The organism is Fodinicurvata sp. EGI_FJ10296, assembly GCF_040712075.1.
Classification (GTDB): Bacteria; Pseudomonadota; Alphaproteobacteria; order DSM-16000; family Inquilinaceae; genus JBFCVL01.
In genome coordinates, this window is sequence record NZ_JBFCVL010000001.1 from 725800 (window position 1) to 743198 (window position 17399).

Consider the following 17399-nt stretch of genomic DNA (forward strand, 5'->3'; position numbering starts at 1 on the left):
AGACAACGGCGAACCTCGAAGGGGGCGCCCCGGATCGCCGTCCAGGTCTCACCCGTCCTGCGGCGGAAGCGAAACGGGCCGGCCGTGCGGCGTGTCCAGATAGGCCGCACGCCAGTCCTGCTTGAGCGAAGCCAGCAACTCGGGCGTCGCCAGCCCTTTTGCGCAGGTCACGTCTTCCAGAGCCGCCAGCCAATGCCGGTAATAGTCGTCGGACCTGTCCCCGGAACTGTCGCGGCGGGCACTTTCGAGCCGCGCGCCGAGGGCGGCGGCCCATTCCGGCCAGCTCACGACGCCGGCGTCGATCAGCCGGACCGCGAGCGCGAAGGCCGAAGCCTCCCATGGCGCGCGGAAAACGGGACCGTCGTCGTCGCGGGGGACGAGCCGGGTCAGTTCCGGAGAGATGCCCGGGGTAGGTGCAGGGGAAGATGCCGGCGCTTCGTCGCTCATGACGCCCGCCTGACTTCCGGCGCCGGTTCGAGGTGGTCGTCCCACAGATCGAGATTGACGCTGTCGCGGGCGTTGGCCTCGGCGCCCCACAGTTCCTGCGCGGAAAACCGGATGTTATAGAGATGCTGCCCTTCGCGGATGCCATGTGCGCTCTTGTCCGCGAACAGATGGACGCCGCGACGTGCCGCCACGGTGCCGATCCGGCCCCGGGCATAGCGGGTGGCGCGGGTATGGCCGCGCGGATGGGCGTTGATGACCCGAACCCGGTCGCCGACGCTGAAGCGTGGCGCGATTTCGCTGTCCATGGCCGAGGGTTTGCCGACGGCAAGCATCGGGGCCACCGCTTCCGGAAGAAGTGGCGAAACCGGGGGCGCGTTTGATCCGCCATCCGGTTGACCGGTCTGATATTCGGCGGCCGAGATCAGCCCCGCGCCGATCAGTTGCCGGGTCAGGGCTTCGAGCCAGATTTCGTAATAGCTGGAGGTGAGATAGAGCGCCGGCGGCAGGCTTTCGCGCGTGTGGCGGGAGGCATCCAGAGACCATCCGGCGGCCGCGCCCGAGGCCAGCGTTACTGCGAATACCCGCCGCTCCCACTCGGCATGGAAGACGGGTTCCCCGGTCTCCGGCTCGGGGTTGACGGGCCCGAACGCCTGCATGCCGCCGAGGTCGTGGACGTTGTTCATGATCCGGCTCCCCCCGAAGATGTAGCGGGGTCGAGAGCCCGCTCTGCGCCGACCATGGCATTGCGTGTGACGATGGCGGCGAGGCGTTCCTCGTCCCAGCCGTCGGTGCCGGCGGGCCGCTCCGGCAGCACGAAGTACCGCATTTCCGATGTCGAATCCCAGACCTGGACCGCGACGTCGGCGGGAATATCGGTGCCGAACTCCGCCAGCACGCCGCGCGGATCGATGACGGCCCGGGCGCGATAGGCCGGCGACTTGTACCAGACCGGCGGCAGGCCGAGAAGCGGCCACGGATAGCACGAGCAAAGCGTGCAGACGACGAGGTTGTGGACCGATGGTGTATTGGCCACGGCAGTGATGTGTTCGCCGCCACGCCCGGAAAAGCCCATTTCCGCTGCCGCCGCCGATGCATCGGCCAGCAATCGGTCGCGGAATGCCGGGTCGGTCCAGGCCCGGGCGACGACGCGCGCGCCGTTGCGAGGTCCGACACGGTGCTCGTAAGTGTCGATAAGGACGTCGAGCGTCTGCGGATCGACCAGCCCCTTGCGGGTCAGCAGGGTTTCCAGCGCCTTGACCCGCAACTCGGGATCGGGTGGCGGGTCGGTGTGGTCATGATGATGGGCATGCGCATTGGCATCACCGGGGCCGGATCGGGTGTCGTCGTCGGGCGAAGGGGAAGTCATGACCGGCGCTCGCTGCTGTCAGGGATTACGATAGTGAAGCAGATTGCGCCCGCAGTCGGCAAGCCGATCGCGCTTAATCGGGCACGCCGCGCGTCGTGGAATATTCGAAATGACGCGGCGTGTCCGGGTGAAGGTGCCGGTGGATGGCATGGGCGGCAGCTGCGGCCTCGGCGAATCCGGTGAGGATCAGCTTGAGCTTGTGCGGATATGTCGCCACGTCACCCACGGCGAACAGGCCCGGCGTGTCGGTTGCTGCCGTGCCGGGGTCCACCGGAATCCGCCCGCGTTCGATCGCTGGTCCCCAGTCGTGTATCGGCCCCAGCGACGTCGCCAGACCATGGAACGGCAGCAACAGATCGGCCGGAATGCTTTGGCGTTGGCCATCGAGATCGGTGATTTCGACAGCCGTCAGGCGTTTGCCGTCGCCGGTGAGACCGGCGAGCTGCCACGGAGTCATCAGCGTGACGCGCCCCTCAGCGGCCAGCGCGTGCAGGCGGCCGACGCTGGCCGGTGCGGCACGAAACTTGTCGCGCCGGTGGACGAGCGTGACGGCGGCCGCCACGCCGGCGAGGTCGACGGCCCAGTCCACGGCGCTGTCGCCGCCGCCGGCGATCACGACCCGCCGTCCGCGCAGATCGTCCTTGCGGCGGACGACATACTGAACGCTGCCACCGGCCTCATAGCCATCGAGTCCCGGCAGCGGCGGACGATTGGGGCCGAACGCACCGACGCCAGCGGCGATGATGACCGCACCGGCCGCGATATGAGTATCGGCCGTGGTCACCGCGTGCCAGCGGCCGTCAGGAGTGGCGGCGAGGTCGCGCACCTGCTGGCTCAGGTGATACTGGGGCCGGAACGGACGCGCCTGGGCTTCGAGCCGGTCGATCAGCCCCGACGCCGTGACATGGGGCATGCCGGGAATGTCATAGATCGGCTTTTCCGGGTAAAGCGCCGTACATTGCCCGCCGGGCGCGTCAAGCGCATCGACCACATGACAGGTCAGGTCCAGCATGCCGCACTGGAAAATCGCGAACAGGCCCACCGGTCCGGCGCCGACGATCAGGACGTCGGTTTGATGGTGGACAGGGCCGGGCACGGCGTTTACGGCTGAAGTGTCGGCGGCAGGCATGGGCTGGCATCCGGTGACGCCGGGCGCGCCCGGCACTGCGGTGCTATTTGGCCGATCGCCGCCGCAGGCGCAAGGCCGGGGCTCGGTGATCCCGGGTTCAGTGATCGTTGACGGCGTATCGAGGGAGAGGCTGGATGACGTTTCTCGCGGACGAGCAGGCGACCGCCGATTTCGGCGCGCGACTGGCGGACGTGTTGCGGCCGGGCGATGTCGTCTGCCTTCACGGCGATCTGGGCGCGGGCAAATCGGCGCTGGCGCGGGCGGCGATCCGCAGCCTTGCCGCCGATCCGGCGCTTGAGGTGCCGAGCCCGACCTTTACCCTGGTCCAGGTATACGATACCCGAATCGGCAGCGTCTGGCACTTTGATCTCTATCGTTTGTCCGACCCCGAGGAAGCGATCGAACTGGGCTGGGAGGAGGCGCTGGTGTCGGGGATCGTGCTGCTGGAATGGCCCGAGCGATTGGGCACGTTATTGCCGACCGATCACATCGATGTCCGGCTCGACATCGGCGCTGGCGGGGCCGGGCGGACGGTGACGGTTTCGGTGCCCGATACCGATGACGATCTGGGCGCGCGCTTTGCCGGATTTCACGAAGCCGGTGCCGCTTCGAGGCGCGCATGACGGCGGTTACCGATCCGCAGTGCCGGGGCGTGTTCACCATTGCCTCGGGGCGTCCGTTTCTGGACGATCTGGTTGCGGGCATCGTGGCCCGCTGGGGCGACGCGCCCGAGGCGCTTGCCGATATCACGCTGCTGTTGCCGAACCGGCGCGCCTGCCGAGCCCTGCGTGAGGCTTTCCTGCGCCGGGCGGGCGAGAAGGGTCAGCACAGTCTGCTGCTGCCGACCATGAGCCCGATTGGCGACATCGACCCCGACGCGCTCGGTCTCGCGGCCGAAGACCTTCCGGCCATCGCTGCGGCGATGGATCTGCCGCCGGCGGTCGATCCCATGCGCCGGCGCCTGCTGCTGGCCCGGCTCGTGGCGCGCTTCGACCCCACGATGTCGCCCGACAGATCGGTCTGGCTGGCTGACGAACTGGCGCGGCTGCTCGATCAGGTGGCCACGGAACAGGTATCGTTCGACGGCCTCGACGTGCTGGTGCCTGAAGAATTGGCCGGGCATTGGCAGAGCATTCTCGACTTCCTGAAAATCGTAACCCAGGCCTGGCCGTCGGTGCTTGAGGACGAGGGCGCCGTCGACGCGGCCACCCGCCGCAACGCCGTGCTGGCAGCCCAGGCGGCCGCGTGGCGCCAGTCGCCGCCGGCAACGCCGGTCATCATCGCCGGGTCGACCGGCTCGATTCCGGCGACATCGGCGCTGATGGAAGCCGTGGCCGGGCTGCCGGCGGGCTGTGTCGTGGTGCCGGGGCTGGATGCCGCGCTCGATGACCTGAGCTGGGAGGCGGTTGACGAAACGCATCCGCAGTTCGGTTTGCATGGGTTGCTGTCCCGCATCGGCGTCGACCGCACCGCCGTTGGGCCCTGGTCGGACCCGCCGGAGGGCGAGCCGGGCCGCCACGACTTGCGGCCCGGCGTGGCCGCGGCGCGGCGCCAGCTTGCGTCGGAGGTCATGCGGCCGGCCGTGACGACCGAGCATTGGCGTGTCGGCGCCATACCGCCGACATGCCTTGAGGGGTTGATCCGCATCGATGCCGACAGCCCGCGTGAGGAAGCCGACGTCGTCGCCCTGATCATGCGCGAAGCATTGGAAGAGCCCGAGCGCACCGCCGCGCTGGTCACGCCGGACAGGGCCCTGGCGCGGCGCGTCGGCGCCGTGCTGACCCGCTGGGGCGTCAGCGTCGACGACAGTGCCGGCCGGCCGCTGCGCGAGGCACCGGTCGGGGCGTTCCTTCATCTCGTTGCGCAAGCGGCGGAAACCGGCTGTGCACCGGTGCGTCTGCTGTCCTTGTTGAAGCACCCGCTGGCAGCTCTTGGGATGGACCGCGCCGCCGTGCGGCGCATGGTGGAGGCGCTGGAAGTCGGCGTGTTGCGGGGACCGTCGCCGGAGCCTGGGCTGGCCGGACTGCGCCGCCGTGTCGAGCGTGTCGGCGACCCTGCCGCGCGCGAGGAAATATCCGTCCTGATCGATCGACTGGCGGCCTGCGCGGAAGGATTTCTGGACAGCCTCTCTGTTGATGGGGAGATGGAAACCGGCGGGGCGCGGACGCTGGCCGATCAGGTCGAGCGCCATCTGCGGTGCGCCGAAGCCCTGGCTGCAACCGCCGACGCGCCCGGTGCCGCCCGTTTGTGGCGCGGCGACGACGGCGAGGCCGCGGCCATGGCCGTGCGCGCCATCCTTGACAACAGTCGCGATCATCCGCCAGTCGCGGACGGCCGCTATGCCGCGGTTTTCGACGCGCTGGCCGGCGAAACGCCGGTCCGCCCGCGCCATGGGACCCATCCGCGCCTTGCCATTCTGGGGCCGCTCGAAGCCCGCCTCATCCAGGCCGACGTGGTCATTCTGGGCGGGCTGAACGAGGGGACGTGGCCCGGCGATCCCACGGTCGATCCATGGATGTCGCGGCCGATGCGCCGGTCGTTCGGGCTCTCGGCGCCCGAACGGCGCATCGGACTGTCCGCGCATGACTTCGTTCAGGCGTTCTGCGCGCCGGATGTCGTGCTGACCCGGTCGGCGCGGGCCGACGGCGCGCCGACGGTGCCGTCGCGCTGGCTTTTGCGTCTCGATGCCGTATTGAAGGGCGCCGGGCTGGAGACGCCGCAGAGCCTATACCACCGGATGCGCGCGCGACTGCTGCACGAGTCCGGGGGCTATCGCCCCGTTGGCGATCCCCGTCCCCGGCCGGCGCTTGCCCTGCGCCCCGGCACCGTCCGCGTCAGCGAGGTCGGCATGTGGATCAACGATCCCTATGCCTTTTACGCCCGGCGAATCTTGGCGCTGGAGCCGTTGCGCGCTCTGGCCGAGAACCCCGGCGCGCCCGAACGCGGCACCGTCATCCACGAGGTGTTGGCCACCTATGTCCGCCATCACGGTCTCACGCTCCCGCCGGATGCCGAGGCGCGTCTTCTGGAATATGGCCGAAAGGCATTCGAGCCGCTGACCGTTTTTCCGTCGGTCCGCGCGTTTTGGTGGCCGCGATTCGAGCGGGTCGCGCGCTGGTTCCTCGGCTACCTGGCCACCATGCCCCGGGATCGGACGTCGATCGCGATCGAGGACAAGGGGCGCCTGTCGGTGCCCAGACCGGTTTCGGGGCCGCTGATGGTCACCGGGCGGGCCGATCGAATCGACCGGACCGCCGATGGCCTTGTCGTCGTCGACTACAAGACCGGGACCGTGCCGCCAAAGAAACAGATGGTTTCCGGGATCGCGCCGCAATTGCCGCTGGAAGGCGTCATCGCCGAGGCCGGCGGGTTCGACGAACTGGCGCCAGGGCCGGGGACGGGCCTTGAGGTTGCGGATCTCGAACACTGGAAGGTCGGCGGCGGACGCGAGCCCGGCCGGGTCGACGGTATTGGCCGGGACCAGATCGCGGCAGCGATCGAGGCGGCGCGCACCGGCATCGCCCGGCTGGCGGCCGATTACGACACCGACGCAACGGCCTATCTGTCGCGGCCGCGCGGCGCCGTTCGCCATACCGACGACTATGCCTATCTCGCGCGCATCGCCGAATGGGCCAACGACCGCACGGGCACAGAGGGGGAATCATGAGTGCACCGGCAGTCGATCCGGACATCCCGCAGCGCCGGGCGGCCGATCCGTCGGCGTCGGTCTGGGTCGCGGCGTCGGCCGGTACCGGCAAGACCCGCGTTCTGACCAATCGCGTGCTTCGGCTGATGCTGGCGGGCACCGCGCCGGAACGGATATTGTGCATCACCTTCACCAAGGCGGCGGCCTCCGAGATGGCCAATCGCGTCAACGAGATCCTGGCCGAATGGGCGACGATCGACGACGCGGTGCTGTCGGAACGGATCGAGGGGCTGACGGGAGAGACGCCCGACCCGGAAATGCGCAGCCGTGCGCGCCGGTTGTTCGCGCGGGTGCTCGACGCGCCCGGCGGCATGAAGATCCAGACCATTCACGCCTTCTGCCAGTCGCTGCTGCGGCGGTTCCCGATCGAGGCCGGCGTGTCGCCGCATTTCGAGCCCGCCGACGAGCGTTCGGCCGGCGACATCCTGAGACAGGCGCGAGACGGGCTGCTGCTGAGCCGGGATCAGCGTGTCGCCAAGGCGTTGACCACGGCGGCGGCGCTGACCGACGAGTCCGGATTTCTCACGCTGATGAACAGCATCGTCGCCGACAGGTCGCGGGTGATGCATGCCGTCGATGCCGCCGGCGGTCTCGATCCGGCCCTGGACCGGCTGGCCGAACTGCTGGACGTACCGCCGGACATGGAGGGCACGTCGATCATCGCTGCGGCCTGCGCTGACGCGGCACTGGACGCTGACGGGCTGCGCCGCATCCTGATGGCGATCGAGCGGGCCGGTACCGCAAAGGAAAAGGAAAAGGCGGCGGTGATGGCCGATTTCCTCGCCGATCCGGACCGGCGGGCCGACCGCTTCGAGGCCTGGTGCGCGTGTTTTCTGACCCGGGCGGGGGAACCACGGGCGAAACCGGCGACCAAGGCTGTGCTGGCCGCCGATCCGGTCGTCGCCACGGTCATTGCCGACGAAACCGATCGACTCCTGCGGCTCAAGGACAGGCTTTGCCGGGCGCGGCTGCACGCGGCCAGCCGGGCATACCTGGTACTGGGCCATGCGCTGCTCGAAAAATACGAAGCCCTGAAGGAAGCCCGCGGGATTCTGGATTTCGACGATCTGATCATGAAGACGGCCGATCTTCTCACGGGGCCGGGGGTGGCACCCTGGGTGCTCTACAAACTCGACGGTGGCCTTGACCATATCCTGATCGACGAGGCTCAGGACACCAATCCGGATCAATGGCGCGTCGTGGCGGCGCTCTCGGCGGAGTTCTTCACCGGTTATGGGCTGCGCGAGGACCGCGACGGCGTCGAGCGGACGATCTTCGCCGTCGGCGATGAAAAACAGTCCATCTATTCATTCCAGGGCGCCGATGTGGCCGAGTTCGGCCGCATGCGGCGTCTTTTCGCCCAGAGGGTCGCCGATGTCGACCGCCTCTTCGACACGGTGGATCTGCAGGTCTCGTTCCGGTCCACACCGGCGATTCTGGACATGGTCAATGCCGTATTCGCCGATCCGACAGCGCGCGACGGGCTATCCGAAGACGGCGGCGCGATCCCTGAACACGTCGCCCACCGTGCGGGGCAGGCGGGGCTGGTCGAGATATGGCCGCTGGTGGAAAAGCAGGACACGCCCGACGCGCCCGGTTGGGAAACCCTGTCCGAACGCATTGCGCAACCGTCGCCGGCCCGCCGGGTCGCGCGTGCGGTTGCCGATACGGTGCGCGGCTGGCTCGATGCCGGGCGCCCACTGGCCGCCCGTGGCCGACCGGTCGCCCCCGGCGACGTGCTGATCCTGGTCCGGACCCGGGGACCCTTCTTTCACGACGTCGTGCGAGCCTTGAAGGAAACCGGTGTTCCCGTTGCCGGCGCCGACCGGATGATCCTGTCGCAGCAGATGGCGATCATGGATTTGTTGGCGCTGGCACGTTTCGCGCTGTTGTCCCGCGACGATCTCGTGTTGGCGGGGTTGCTGAAGTCGCCTTTCATCGGCTTGACCGACGAGGATCTGATCGACCTCGCGCCCGGCCGCAACGGATCGCTATGGCATGCGCTGAAGCGGCGGGCTGTAGAGCGCTCGCAGTGGGAGGATGCGCGGCGCTGGCTGGGCGATATCCTGGCCCGGGTCGACTATCTGACGCCGTTTGAACTGTTTTCGCGCGTGCTGGACCATCCCTGTCCGGCCGATGCCGTCAGCGGCCGTCGCGCCCTGATCCGCCGGTTGGGGCAGGAAGCGGAGGATCCGCTCGACGAGTTCCTGTCGCTCAGCCTCTCCTACGAGGCGGCGAACCCGCCGTCGCTCCAGGGATTTCTGTCCTGGCTCGATTCCGAGGAGACCGATATCAAGCGCGAGCAGGGCGGCGATGCCGGAGTGGTGCGTGTCATGACGGTCCATGGCGCCAAGGGATTGCAGGCGCCGATCGTCTTTCTGCCGGACACCGTCGGACGGCCGAGAACGGCCAAACCGGTACACTGGGCGCCGTTCGAGCGATCCGACATGTCCGGCGCGCTGCCGCTCTGGGTTCCCAATGCCGATGTGAAGCCGGAGCTGGTCAGCACACTGGAGGCTGCTGCCGCGCACCGGCAGATGCAGGAGCATCGCCGTCTGCTCTATGTTGCCCTGACCCGTGCCGAAGACGAGCTTTATGTCTGCGGGTTCTCCACCGGCAAAACCGTGCCCGACGATTGCTGGTACACGCTCTGCCGCGACGCGGCTGAACGTCTGCCGTCTGCCGAATCCGCAGCGATGCCCCTGCTCGATTTCCGGGACGGGCAGGATGGGCCGGCGGTCGGGATCCGGGCGGCAAGTGGAGTGGCTGCGCCGGGGTCTCACAGCGATGCGCGCCCCGAGTCGCCACCCGCGGCTCGTCCTGAGTTGGGGCCGTCCCCGTCCCCGTCCCCGCCCCAGTCGCCAGTGTCGACCGATATCGGCGACTGGATGTTTGAACCGGCGCCCACCGAACCGCACCCGCCGCGACCTCTGGTCCCGTCCCGGCCGGATACCGACGAGCCGGCCGTCCGATCACCACTGGAGTCCGGTGTGCGGCCGGATCGGTTCAAGCGGGGCCGCGTGATGCATACGCTGCTTCAGATGCTGCCGGCGATTGCGCCGGAAGGGCGCGCCGCAGCGACCGAACGCTATCTGGCCGCGCGGTCTCTGGACCTGTCGGACGACGAGCGCGCCGACTATCGACGCAAGATCATGGCCGTACTGGACGATCCGCAATTCGCCGTGGCGTTCGGGCCCGGAAGCCGTGCCGAGGTTCCGGTGGTTGGCAGAATCGCTGGGCGCGGCGATCGGGCGCGCCCGTTCATCCTGTCAGGCCAGATCGACCGGCTGGCCGTTGGTGAGCGCGAGGTGCTGATTGTCGACTACAAGACCAACCGGTCGCCACCGGACGGCCCGGACGGTGTGGCGCCGCATTATATCGGTCAGATTGCCGCCTATCGTGCCGCCCTGGCGCCGCTTTATCCGGGTCGCGTCATCCGCTGCGCCCTCTTGTGGACGGACACGCCGGAATGGATGGCGATTCCGGAGGCCATGCTCGACGACTGGTATCCCCGGAAATGACCGGCAACGGGACTGGTCCACGACCCTGCTCCGGTTTATCCGTACGGGCGGTCCTTGACCGGCGCCGATGTCGACACCTAGTTTAGGTGGACAGCCCGGGTTCAGGTGTCTTGCCTGGGGTTAAGGTGGAACACCCGGGCGTATTGCCCCCGCCGCTTCCGCGCGGCCGAGTATCAAGGATAGGCCCAATATGAGCACATCTCCCGTCAGCGTCACCGACGCCTCGTTCGAACAGGACGTCCTGAAGTCGGACACGCCCGTTCTGGTCGATTTCTGGGCCGAATGGTGCGGTCCGTGTAAGGTCATCGCCCCGGCGTTGGAAGAACTCGCAAAGGACAAGGCCGGCGCGGTTACCATTGCCAAGCTGAACATCGATGAAAATCCCGGAACCCCCAATCGCTATGGCGTTCGTGGAATTCCGACCCTGATTCTGTTCAAGAACGGATCGGTCGCGGCCACGAAAATCGGCGCGCTGCCCAAGGGTGCGCTTTATGAATGGGTCGACAGCGTACTGTAACGCGCAGCTAAAGAAGGGTTTCGATCGTTTCTATCAGGGCCTTGCGGCGGAACGGCTTGCAGATTATGGCGTCTGCGCCCAGCTTTTGCGCCCAGGCCAGATAGGATGGCGGCGCGCCGGAAATGGCAATGATCCTGGTGTCGGCCGATGTCAGACGAACCTTGCGGATCACCTCGATGCCGTCGACCTCCTGCATCAGCAAGTCGCTTATGACGATGCCCGGCTTGAATGTCGCGATATGGTCCAGGGCGGCGACCGGACTGCTGAAGGCCACAACATCGAATTTGGCGACGGAAAGCATGCCGACGATCGTCTGTTGAACGTCGATTTCGTCTTCAATGATCGCGATACTGCATCTGCCGTCGTTCATATCGCCACTCATACGACGTGTGGGGGTGTCGGACAATGACCCGGATTATATTACCCAAGTGTGAAGGCTCCTGACATTTGAGGTAAGCCGGTTGTAGGCGCGGTCAAGCGTGGCAGTCAGGTGGCGGCGCCGGTCAGTCGACGCACGAGGCGGATAAAGGGCTGAATACCAAGACAGACGACGGCATCGTGGTTTCCCGCAGCGACGAGCCTTTCGATCGTCCGCCTGACCGCTCCTTCGTCGTCGTAGTCGATCGTGGCGACGATACGTTCCGGCCATTGCTCGCGTATCCGGGCGAATCCGTGCATTGCAGCGTCGGACAGGATCACGAAATACGTCGGCAGGCCGATGCTTGTGAGCAGATCCGTCATTCCGTCGGGGTCCTTCTGGTCCGACAGGCAGGCGATGACCACCGGATTACGCCAACCTTTGCGTTTCCGCTGGTACCAGATCGTGTCCAATGCTTCCGGCCGGCCGGTTGCGTCATAGACCAGTTCGACCGTCGGGCCTTTCTGGCCGAGCGTCAGTTCGGTGATTCCGAATGAGCCCGCGCTGTGGGGCGGCAGCGGCCGCCCGGCGATGGACGGGTCTGCGGACAAGAGGTTGCCGGCAGGGCCCGGTGCCGCCAGCAGGGCAGCCGCGCGCCGACCGAGCGCCCGATCGACGGCCAGCCAACGCGGCAACCCGGTATCGGCCGGATCGACCCATGCCGGATCGAACGTCAGAGCGTTCGGTGGGAGAGCCACCCCGACCCGTTCCAGGATTTCCGGCATGTCGGGCCCGAGCAGGCATAGTCCGGCGGTCTCGGCGATTGCCAGTTTGTCCCGGGCAATGTCGGCCAGCGTGGGGCCGAGTTGCTCGCGATGCTCCGGCGCGACGGTGGTGACAATCGAGACCCGGGCAGGTATGCGCCCGACCTCGTCAAAGGCTGCACCGCGACCTCCTTCCAGAACAACCCAATCGGTTCCGATATCGCGGAACCATTGCAGCCCGATCAGCAGAAACGCACCGAACGGCGACAGATAGCGCGAGGGCGGCAGCGCCCGGCGCAGACGGTCCAGGTCGGGTTCGAGGCTGCGATAGGCCGTCAGAAAGTCATCATCGGCGATCGGCACGCCGTCGAGCCGAAGTCGGTCCGTCTGAGTTACCTCATTCGGGCTGACGATGAGGCCTACACGTCCCGTGCCCGGACCATCGTCCGGTGAATGTCGACGGGGAGCGCCAAAGGCATCGGCATCCCGCGCGGTAAGCCCAAGCAATGCCTGGGCCGCGGCACGGGCCACGGTTCCCTTGCCCTTCGATCCCGTCACCGTGATGACCCGGTCGCCGGCAGGGATCAGGCCCCGGTCGGCTGCCGCATTCAGGATAATGGCCGGGTCGCGGACGTCGCGGTCGAAACCGCCGGCGGCGCTGCCGCGTTTTGCCAGATAGTCGCTGAATATGCCGTTGAGCGCCCGGGTTACCGGGTTGCCGTCATCGGGTCGGGGGCCGGGCACCGCGCGCTCCTGACATGCACTGGCCAGCGGCCATTACGGACACTGCTCGTTGGCGGCGAGGACGCGGCCGATCAGGGCCAGTGACCCCGCGATGACAAGCCTGCGCGTTCCGGGCGCAACGAAGGCGGGCAAAGCATCCGGCCTGTCAGCGATCCGCGTCTCGAAGCCAGCCGCCCTGGCTGTTTCAGCGATGGCCGCCGCCGGCTGCGCCGGCTGTTCGCCGTCGACTGCCATGGCAATGACATCGGTCACGCGACCGTGAAAATGTTCAAGAAAGGCGGCTGCATTCTTGCCTTGATACATGCCGAGAGCGAGCGTCGCCGGTGCTGGCGGCAGCGTGTCCAGGAACTCGGCCAGCACCCGGCCGCCATCGGAATTATGGGCGGCGTCGATCCAGATTTCCACGTCCGGCATTGACCTTGTGACGGGCCCGGGCGCGAGGCGTTGCAAACGGCCCGGCCAGACAGCGGCCTCGACTCCGGCGGCGATGATCGACGGCTGGATCGGCGCGCTCTGCAGGTGATCGGCGATCAGCACGGCCATGGCCGCGTTCAGCCGCTGGTGGGCGCCCGGCAAAGCCGCCGGGCTGGCAAGCTGTCGGTCGGGCACACCGGTCGCCTGCAGGATCGCGGGTTCCCGGGGCGACGTGGCTGGCGTCAACGACCAATCGATGCCATGAATGATGGCCGGCGCCTGCAGCGACGCGGCTTTCTCTTCCAGCACACGCAAAGCCTCGGCGGGCTGCGGTCCGATGATCACCGGGCGATCCCGCTTCAGGATGCCGGCCTTTTCGCCGGCGATTGCCGCCAACGTGTTGCCGAGAAAGGCCATATGGTCGAAGCCGATCGGCGTGATCGCCGTTACCGCCGGTTGCTCGATGACATTGGTGGCATCCAGGCGCCCGCCGAGCCCGGTTTCGAGCAGGGTGACATCGGCTGGCGTTCTGGAAAACGCGAGCAGGGCGGCGGCCGTCGTCGCCTCGAAAAAGGTGATGTCGCCCCGCGTATCTGCGGCCAGCACGGTATCGAGAGTATCGGCAAGGACACCGTCGGCGATCATCGTTCCGGCGACGACGATTCGCTCGTTGAAGCGGCAGAGATGGGGTGACGTGTAGGCGTGAACGGTGTTGCCGTCGGCTTCCAGCAGGGCTCTGACGACGGCCAGCGTTGACCCCTTGCCATTGGTTCCGGCAATGTGGACGATCGGCGGCAAAGCAGCCTGAGGATTGCCCAGCCGGTCCAGAAGCCGAAGAACGCGATCGAGCGACAGATCGATATGGGCCGGCTTCAGAGCCTGAAGCCGGCGGATCAGGGAAGCGGCCGCCTCCCGGTCAGGATTTCGACCGTTCATCGCCCCCGGCTTTACCGTTGGCTTTGGCATTGCGGCTCGACTTTTCTCCGGCCGTATGGCCGCCGCCACTGTCCGTGCCGTCGGTGGCATGGCTCACGGCTTTGGCCCCCGCGCCATTGGATTTCGTTGCTGTGTCGCTGCCGCTCTTGTCGGCTTTCGAGGCAGCCTTGCTGGTGGCTGCAGGTCCGGGGGGTGCGCCGGCGCCGGATTTCTCCAGCGTGGCGCTTTTTGAGTCCTTTTGAGCGGCATTGCTGGCCGTCTTCGCCGCCGTAGCGGGTTTGGGGGCCTGGGCATTGAGCAGCAGATCGATGATGCGGCCAAGGGTGCCCGGCAGGTCCTGGCGGTGACAGACAATGTCGACCATGCCGTGTTCGAGCAGATACTCCGCCCTCTGAAAGCCCTCTGGCAGGGTTTCGCGGATCGTCTCCTCGATGACTCGGGCACCGGCAAAACCGATCTGCGCACCGCGCTCGGCGATGTGGACATCGCCCAGCATGGCGAAACTGGCCGTGACCCCACCGGTGGTCGGGTCGGTGAGGACAACGATATAGGGGAGGCCCGCTTCCTTTACCTGCTGAACGGCGATCGTCGTGCGCGGCATCTGCATCAGCGAGAGCATGCCTTCCTGCATGCGAGCGCCGCCCGACGCGGGAATCGCAACCAGCGCCGCCCGCTGGCTCACCGCCAGCCGGGCCGCCGACACAAGTCCTTCACCAACCGCCACTCCCATGGATCCGCCCATGAACGAGAAGTCGAATGCGGCAATGACGGTCTTGTTTCCCTTTACCTTGCCATGGGCGACAATGATCGCGTCACTGCGGCCGGTCTTCGTTTGCGCTTCTTTCAGGCGATCCGTATAGCGCTTGCTGTCCCGGAACTTCAGCGGGTCGACCACCGCCTTTGGCAATTCGATGGTTTCATAGAGACCATCATCGAACAGATGTTCAAACCGCTTTTTTGGCGGCAGGCGCATGTGATGCCCGCAATGCTGGCAGACATAATGTGCCTCTTCCAGATCGCGGTGGAATATCATCGCCTCGCAGTTCGGGCATTTGTCCCAGAGGCTGTCGGGTACGTCCTGCTTGGCGACGAGCGCACGGAATCGGGGACGAACGAAATTGGTAAGCCAGTTCATGGGCCGAAAATCCCTGCCGTGATCGCCATCTCGCCGCGCTCGCTGTCATTCGAATCCGAACTGGCCCGCAAACCGACGCCTCAGCGCCGGGCCGCTCGCACGCTCGCGCTCAAGTCTTCTACCAGAGCGAGCGTATTCTTGACCAGATCGCTTTTTGCGTGTCCGGACTGATCGAGGTTCTCCGCGATACGCTTGATGATCGCAGAGCCGACCACCGCCGCATCCGCGACCTTGACCACCGCCGCAGCCTGATCGGGCGTCGAAATACCGAATCCAACGGCAATAGGCAAGGAGGTGTGTGCATTCAGCCGATCGACGGCCGATTTGATATCCGCATCCGCCGCTGATCCCGCCCCGGTTATACCGGTTATGGAAACGTAATAAACAAATCCGCTGGTATGCGCGAGGACAGCCGGCAGCCGCTTTTCGTCGGTGGTCGGCGTTGCCAGCCGAATGAAATTGAACCCGGCCTGGAGCGCGGGCACACAGAGTTCGTCGTCTTCCTCAGGTGGCATATCGACGACGATCAGGCCGTCGACGCCTGCCTTGCGTGCATCGGTGAGAAAGTGATCGATGCCATAGCTGTGTATGGGGTTGAAATAGCCCATGAGCACGATCGGCGTCTCGTCGTCGCCAAGGCGAAATTCGGCGACCATCGCCAGGGTGCGGGCGAGGGTCATGCCCCCGGCCAGCGCCCGGAGATTGGCGGCCTGAATGGCGGGACCGTCGGCCATGGGATCGGTGAAGGGCATGCCCAGTTCGACCACATCGGCCCCGGCCGCCGGCAGGCCCTTGAGCAGTTCCAGGGCGGTGCCATAGTCAGGATCGCCTGCGGTGACGAACGTCACCAGACCGCCACGGCCTTCGGCCTTCAGGGCGGCGAACCGCCGTGTCAGGCGGGTTTCCCCTGTCCTATTGTTATCGGGCGTGGAGGCGGGTCCGCCCGCACGGTCATTGCCCACGCCGGCCGCTGCTGTCGTTTGAGCCATATTGGCGTCACCCTCCCATATCGACGCCGAGGGCGTCGGCAACCGCGAAAATATCCTTGTCGCCGCGCCCGCACAAATTCAACACGACGAGGTGGTCCCGCGGCAGGTCCGGAGCGATCTTGACGAGATGCGCCAGCGCATGCGCAGGTTCCAGAGCCGGAAGAATGCCCTCTTTCCGGGCGCAAAGCTGGAATGCCTCAAGAGCTTCGCGGTCGGTCGCCGAGACATATTTGACGCGGCCGGCTTCATGCAGCCACGCGTGCTCCGGACCGACGCCGGGGTAGTCGAGGCCTGCGGAGATCGAATGCGGCTCGGTAATCTGCCCGTCCTCGTCCTGAAGGAGATAGGTCTTGTTGCCATGCAGCACGCCGGAGCGGCCGCCGGTGAGGCTGGCGGCATGGCGGCCCGTCTCGATTCCGTCGCCACCGGCTTCGACGGCGATCATGCCGACACTCGGGTCGTCGAGGAAAGGATGGAAAAGCCCCATGGCGTTGGAGCCGCCGCCAACACAGGCGATCAGAGTGTCGGGCAGGCGGGCTTCCGCCTCCAGCAACTGATCCCGCACTTCACGACCGATGACGGACTGAAAGTCCCGCACCATGGTCGGATAGGGGTGAGGGCCGGCGACCGTCCCGATCAGATAGTATGTCGTATCGACGTTTGTGACCCAGTCCCGGAGTGCCTCGTTCATGCTGTCCTTGAGGGTCCGGCTGCCCGACGTTACCGGCCGCACCTCGGCGCCGAGCAGGCGCATGCGGAACACGTTGGGCTTCTGGCGCTCGACGTCGCGTTCGCCCATGTAAACGACGCAGGGGATGTCCATCAAGGCACAGACAGTGGCGACGGCGACGCCGTGTTGTCCCGCGCCGGTTTCAGCAATTACCCGCTTCTTGCCCATCTTCTTGGCGAGAAGAATCTGGCCCATGCAGTTGTTGATCTTGTGCGAACCGGTGTGATTGAGCTCATCGCGCTTGAAGTAGATCTTGGCGCCGCCGAGATGCTCGCTGAGGCTTTCAGCAAAGTACAAGGGACTCGGCCGGCCGACATAGGTGGAGAGGTAGTGCTTCAGCTCCAGCCGGAATGTCGGATCATCGCGCGCCTGATCATAGGCCTGCTCGACTTCGAGAATGAGTGGCATCAGGGTTTCGGCGACATAGCGTCCGCCGAAAGCGCCAAAATGGCCGCGCTCGTCCGGGCCATTGGAATAGGAATTCAACGGCGGGCTGGACTGTTGCGTGTTCCTGGGCATTGACACGGCCAATGGCTGCTCCCCAACAAATAACTGGTTCCGGTCGCCGGTCCTGGTACTGTCGTGCCCAACCGGCGTTGGTTTCATGACATTAGACGTCGTTCTCGTGAGAACTCAACAGACT

14 protein-coding genes are annotated in these 17399 nt (G+C 66.4%); 4 read left to right on the forward strand and 10 right to left on the reverse strand.

The window, feature by feature from the left end; genetic code table 11:
• Window positions 1-48 precede the first annotated feature (48 nt).
• The 4 genes from ABZ728_RS03260 to ABZ728_RS03275 all read right to left on the reverse strand — a co-directional run bounded on the left by ABZ728_RS03260 (window position 49) and on the right by ABZ728_RS03275 (window position 2942).
• Complete coding sequence (locus tag ABZ728_RS03260) at window positions 49-447, reverse strand: nitrile hydratase accessory protein (protein WP_366654298.1); 399 nt, start codon at window positions 445-447, stop codon at window positions 49-51.
• On the reverse strand, window positions 444-1130 hold the full coding sequence (nthB, locus tag ABZ728_RS03265) for a nitrile hydratase subunit beta (RefSeq protein WP_366654299.1): 687 nt from the start codon (window positions 1128-1130) through the stop codon (window positions 444-446). The genes ABZ728_RS03260 and nthB overlap by 4 nt, the downstream gene beginning before the upstream one ends.
• A complete protein-coding gene (gene nthA / locus ABZ728_RS03270) occupies window positions 1127-1813 on the reverse strand; it encodes a nitrile hydratase subunit alpha (protein ID WP_366654300.1) in 687 nt (228 codons plus the stop codon). Before nthA ends, nthB begins: the two co-directional genes overlap by 4 nt.
• A gap of 73 nt (window positions 1814-1886) precedes the next feature.
• Window positions 1887-2942, reverse strand: a complete 1056-nt coding sequence (locus ABZ728_RS03275) for an NAD(P)/FAD-dependent oxidoreductase (RefSeq protein ID WP_366654301.1) — start codon at window positions 2940-2942, stop codon at window positions 1887-1889.
• 134 nt (window positions 2943-3076) lie between these two features.
• Between ABZ728_RS03275 and tsaE the strand changes: the two genes are divergently transcribed.
• The 4 genes from tsaE to trxA all read left to right on the forward strand — a co-directional run bounded on the left by tsaE (window position 3077) and on the right by trxA (window position 10686).
• Complete coding sequence (gene tsaE / locus ABZ728_RS03280; RefSeq protein ID WP_366654302.1) at window positions 3077-3565, forward strand: tRNA (adenosine(37)-N6)-threonylcarbamoyltransferase complex ATPase subunit type 1 TsaE; 489 nt, start codon at window positions 3077-3079, stop codon at window positions 3563-3565.
• Window positions 3562-6609 carry a double-strand break repair protein AddB gene (gene addB / locus ABZ728_RS03285; protein WP_366654303.1) on the forward strand — a complete coding sequence of 1016 codons (3048 nt, stop codon included), beginning with the start codon at window positions 3562-3564 and terminating at the stop codon, window positions 6607-6609. Before tsaE ends, addB begins: the two co-directional genes overlap by 4 nt.
• The gene (addA, locus tag ABZ728_RS03290) at window positions 6606-10169 is read left to right on the forward strand and encodes a double-strand break repair helicase AddA (RefSeq protein WP_366654304.1); all 3564 of its coding nucleotides are present in this window, start codon (window positions 6606-6608) and stop codon (window positions 10167-10169) included. Before addB ends, addA begins: the two co-directional genes overlap by 4 nt.
• A gap of 190 nt (window positions 10170-10359) precedes the next feature.
• Window positions 10360-10686, forward strand: coding sequence for a thioredoxin TrxA (gene trxA / locus ABZ728_RS03295; protein WP_366654305.1), 327 nt, complete (start codon window positions 10360-10362; stop codon window positions 10684-10686).
• A gap of 7 nt (window positions 10687-10693) precedes the next feature.
• On the opposite strand, the gene ABZ728_RS03300 is transcribed toward trxA, so the two are convergent.
• From ABZ728_RS03300 to trpB, 6 genes are all read right to left on the reverse strand, one after another.
• Entirely contained in the window at window positions 10694-11056 is a 363-nt protein-coding gene (locus ABZ728_RS03300) for a response regulator (protein ID WP_366654307.1), read from the reverse strand.
• Window positions 11057-11172: 116 nt separating this feature from the next.
• Window positions 11173-12552 (reverse strand): hypothetical protein, encoded by a 1380-nt coding sequence (locus ABZ728_RS03305; RefSeq protein WP_366654309.1) that lies wholly within the window; start codon window positions 12550-12552, stop codon window positions 11173-11175.
• 33 nt (window positions 12553-12585) lie between these two features.
• Entirely contained in the window at window positions 12586-13932 is a 1347-nt protein-coding gene (locus ABZ728_RS03310) for a folylpolyglutamate synthase/dihydrofolate synthase family protein (protein ID WP_366654310.1), read from the reverse strand.
• Window positions 13883-15037 (reverse strand): acetyl-CoA carboxylase, carboxyltransferase subunit beta, encoded by a 1155-nt coding sequence (accD, locus tag ABZ728_RS03315; protein WP_366654311.1) that lies wholly within the window; start codon window positions 15035-15037, stop codon window positions 13883-13885. The genes ABZ728_RS03310 and accD overlap by 50 nt, the downstream gene beginning before the upstream one ends.
• Window positions 15038-15117: 80 nt before the next feature.
• Window positions 15118-16026 (reverse strand): tryptophan synthase subunit alpha, encoded by a 909-nt coding sequence (trpA, locus tag ABZ728_RS03320; RefSeq protein ID WP_366654312.1) that lies wholly within the window; start codon window positions 16024-16026, stop codon window positions 15118-15120.
• Window positions 16027-16033: 7 nt separating this feature from the next.
• Window positions 16034-17275, reverse strand: coding sequence for a tryptophan synthase subunit beta (gene trpB / locus ABZ728_RS03325; RefSeq protein WP_366654313.1), 1242 nt, complete (start codon window positions 17273-17275; stop codon window positions 16034-16036).
• Between the last annotated feature and the right edge of the window lie 124 nt (window positions 17276-17399).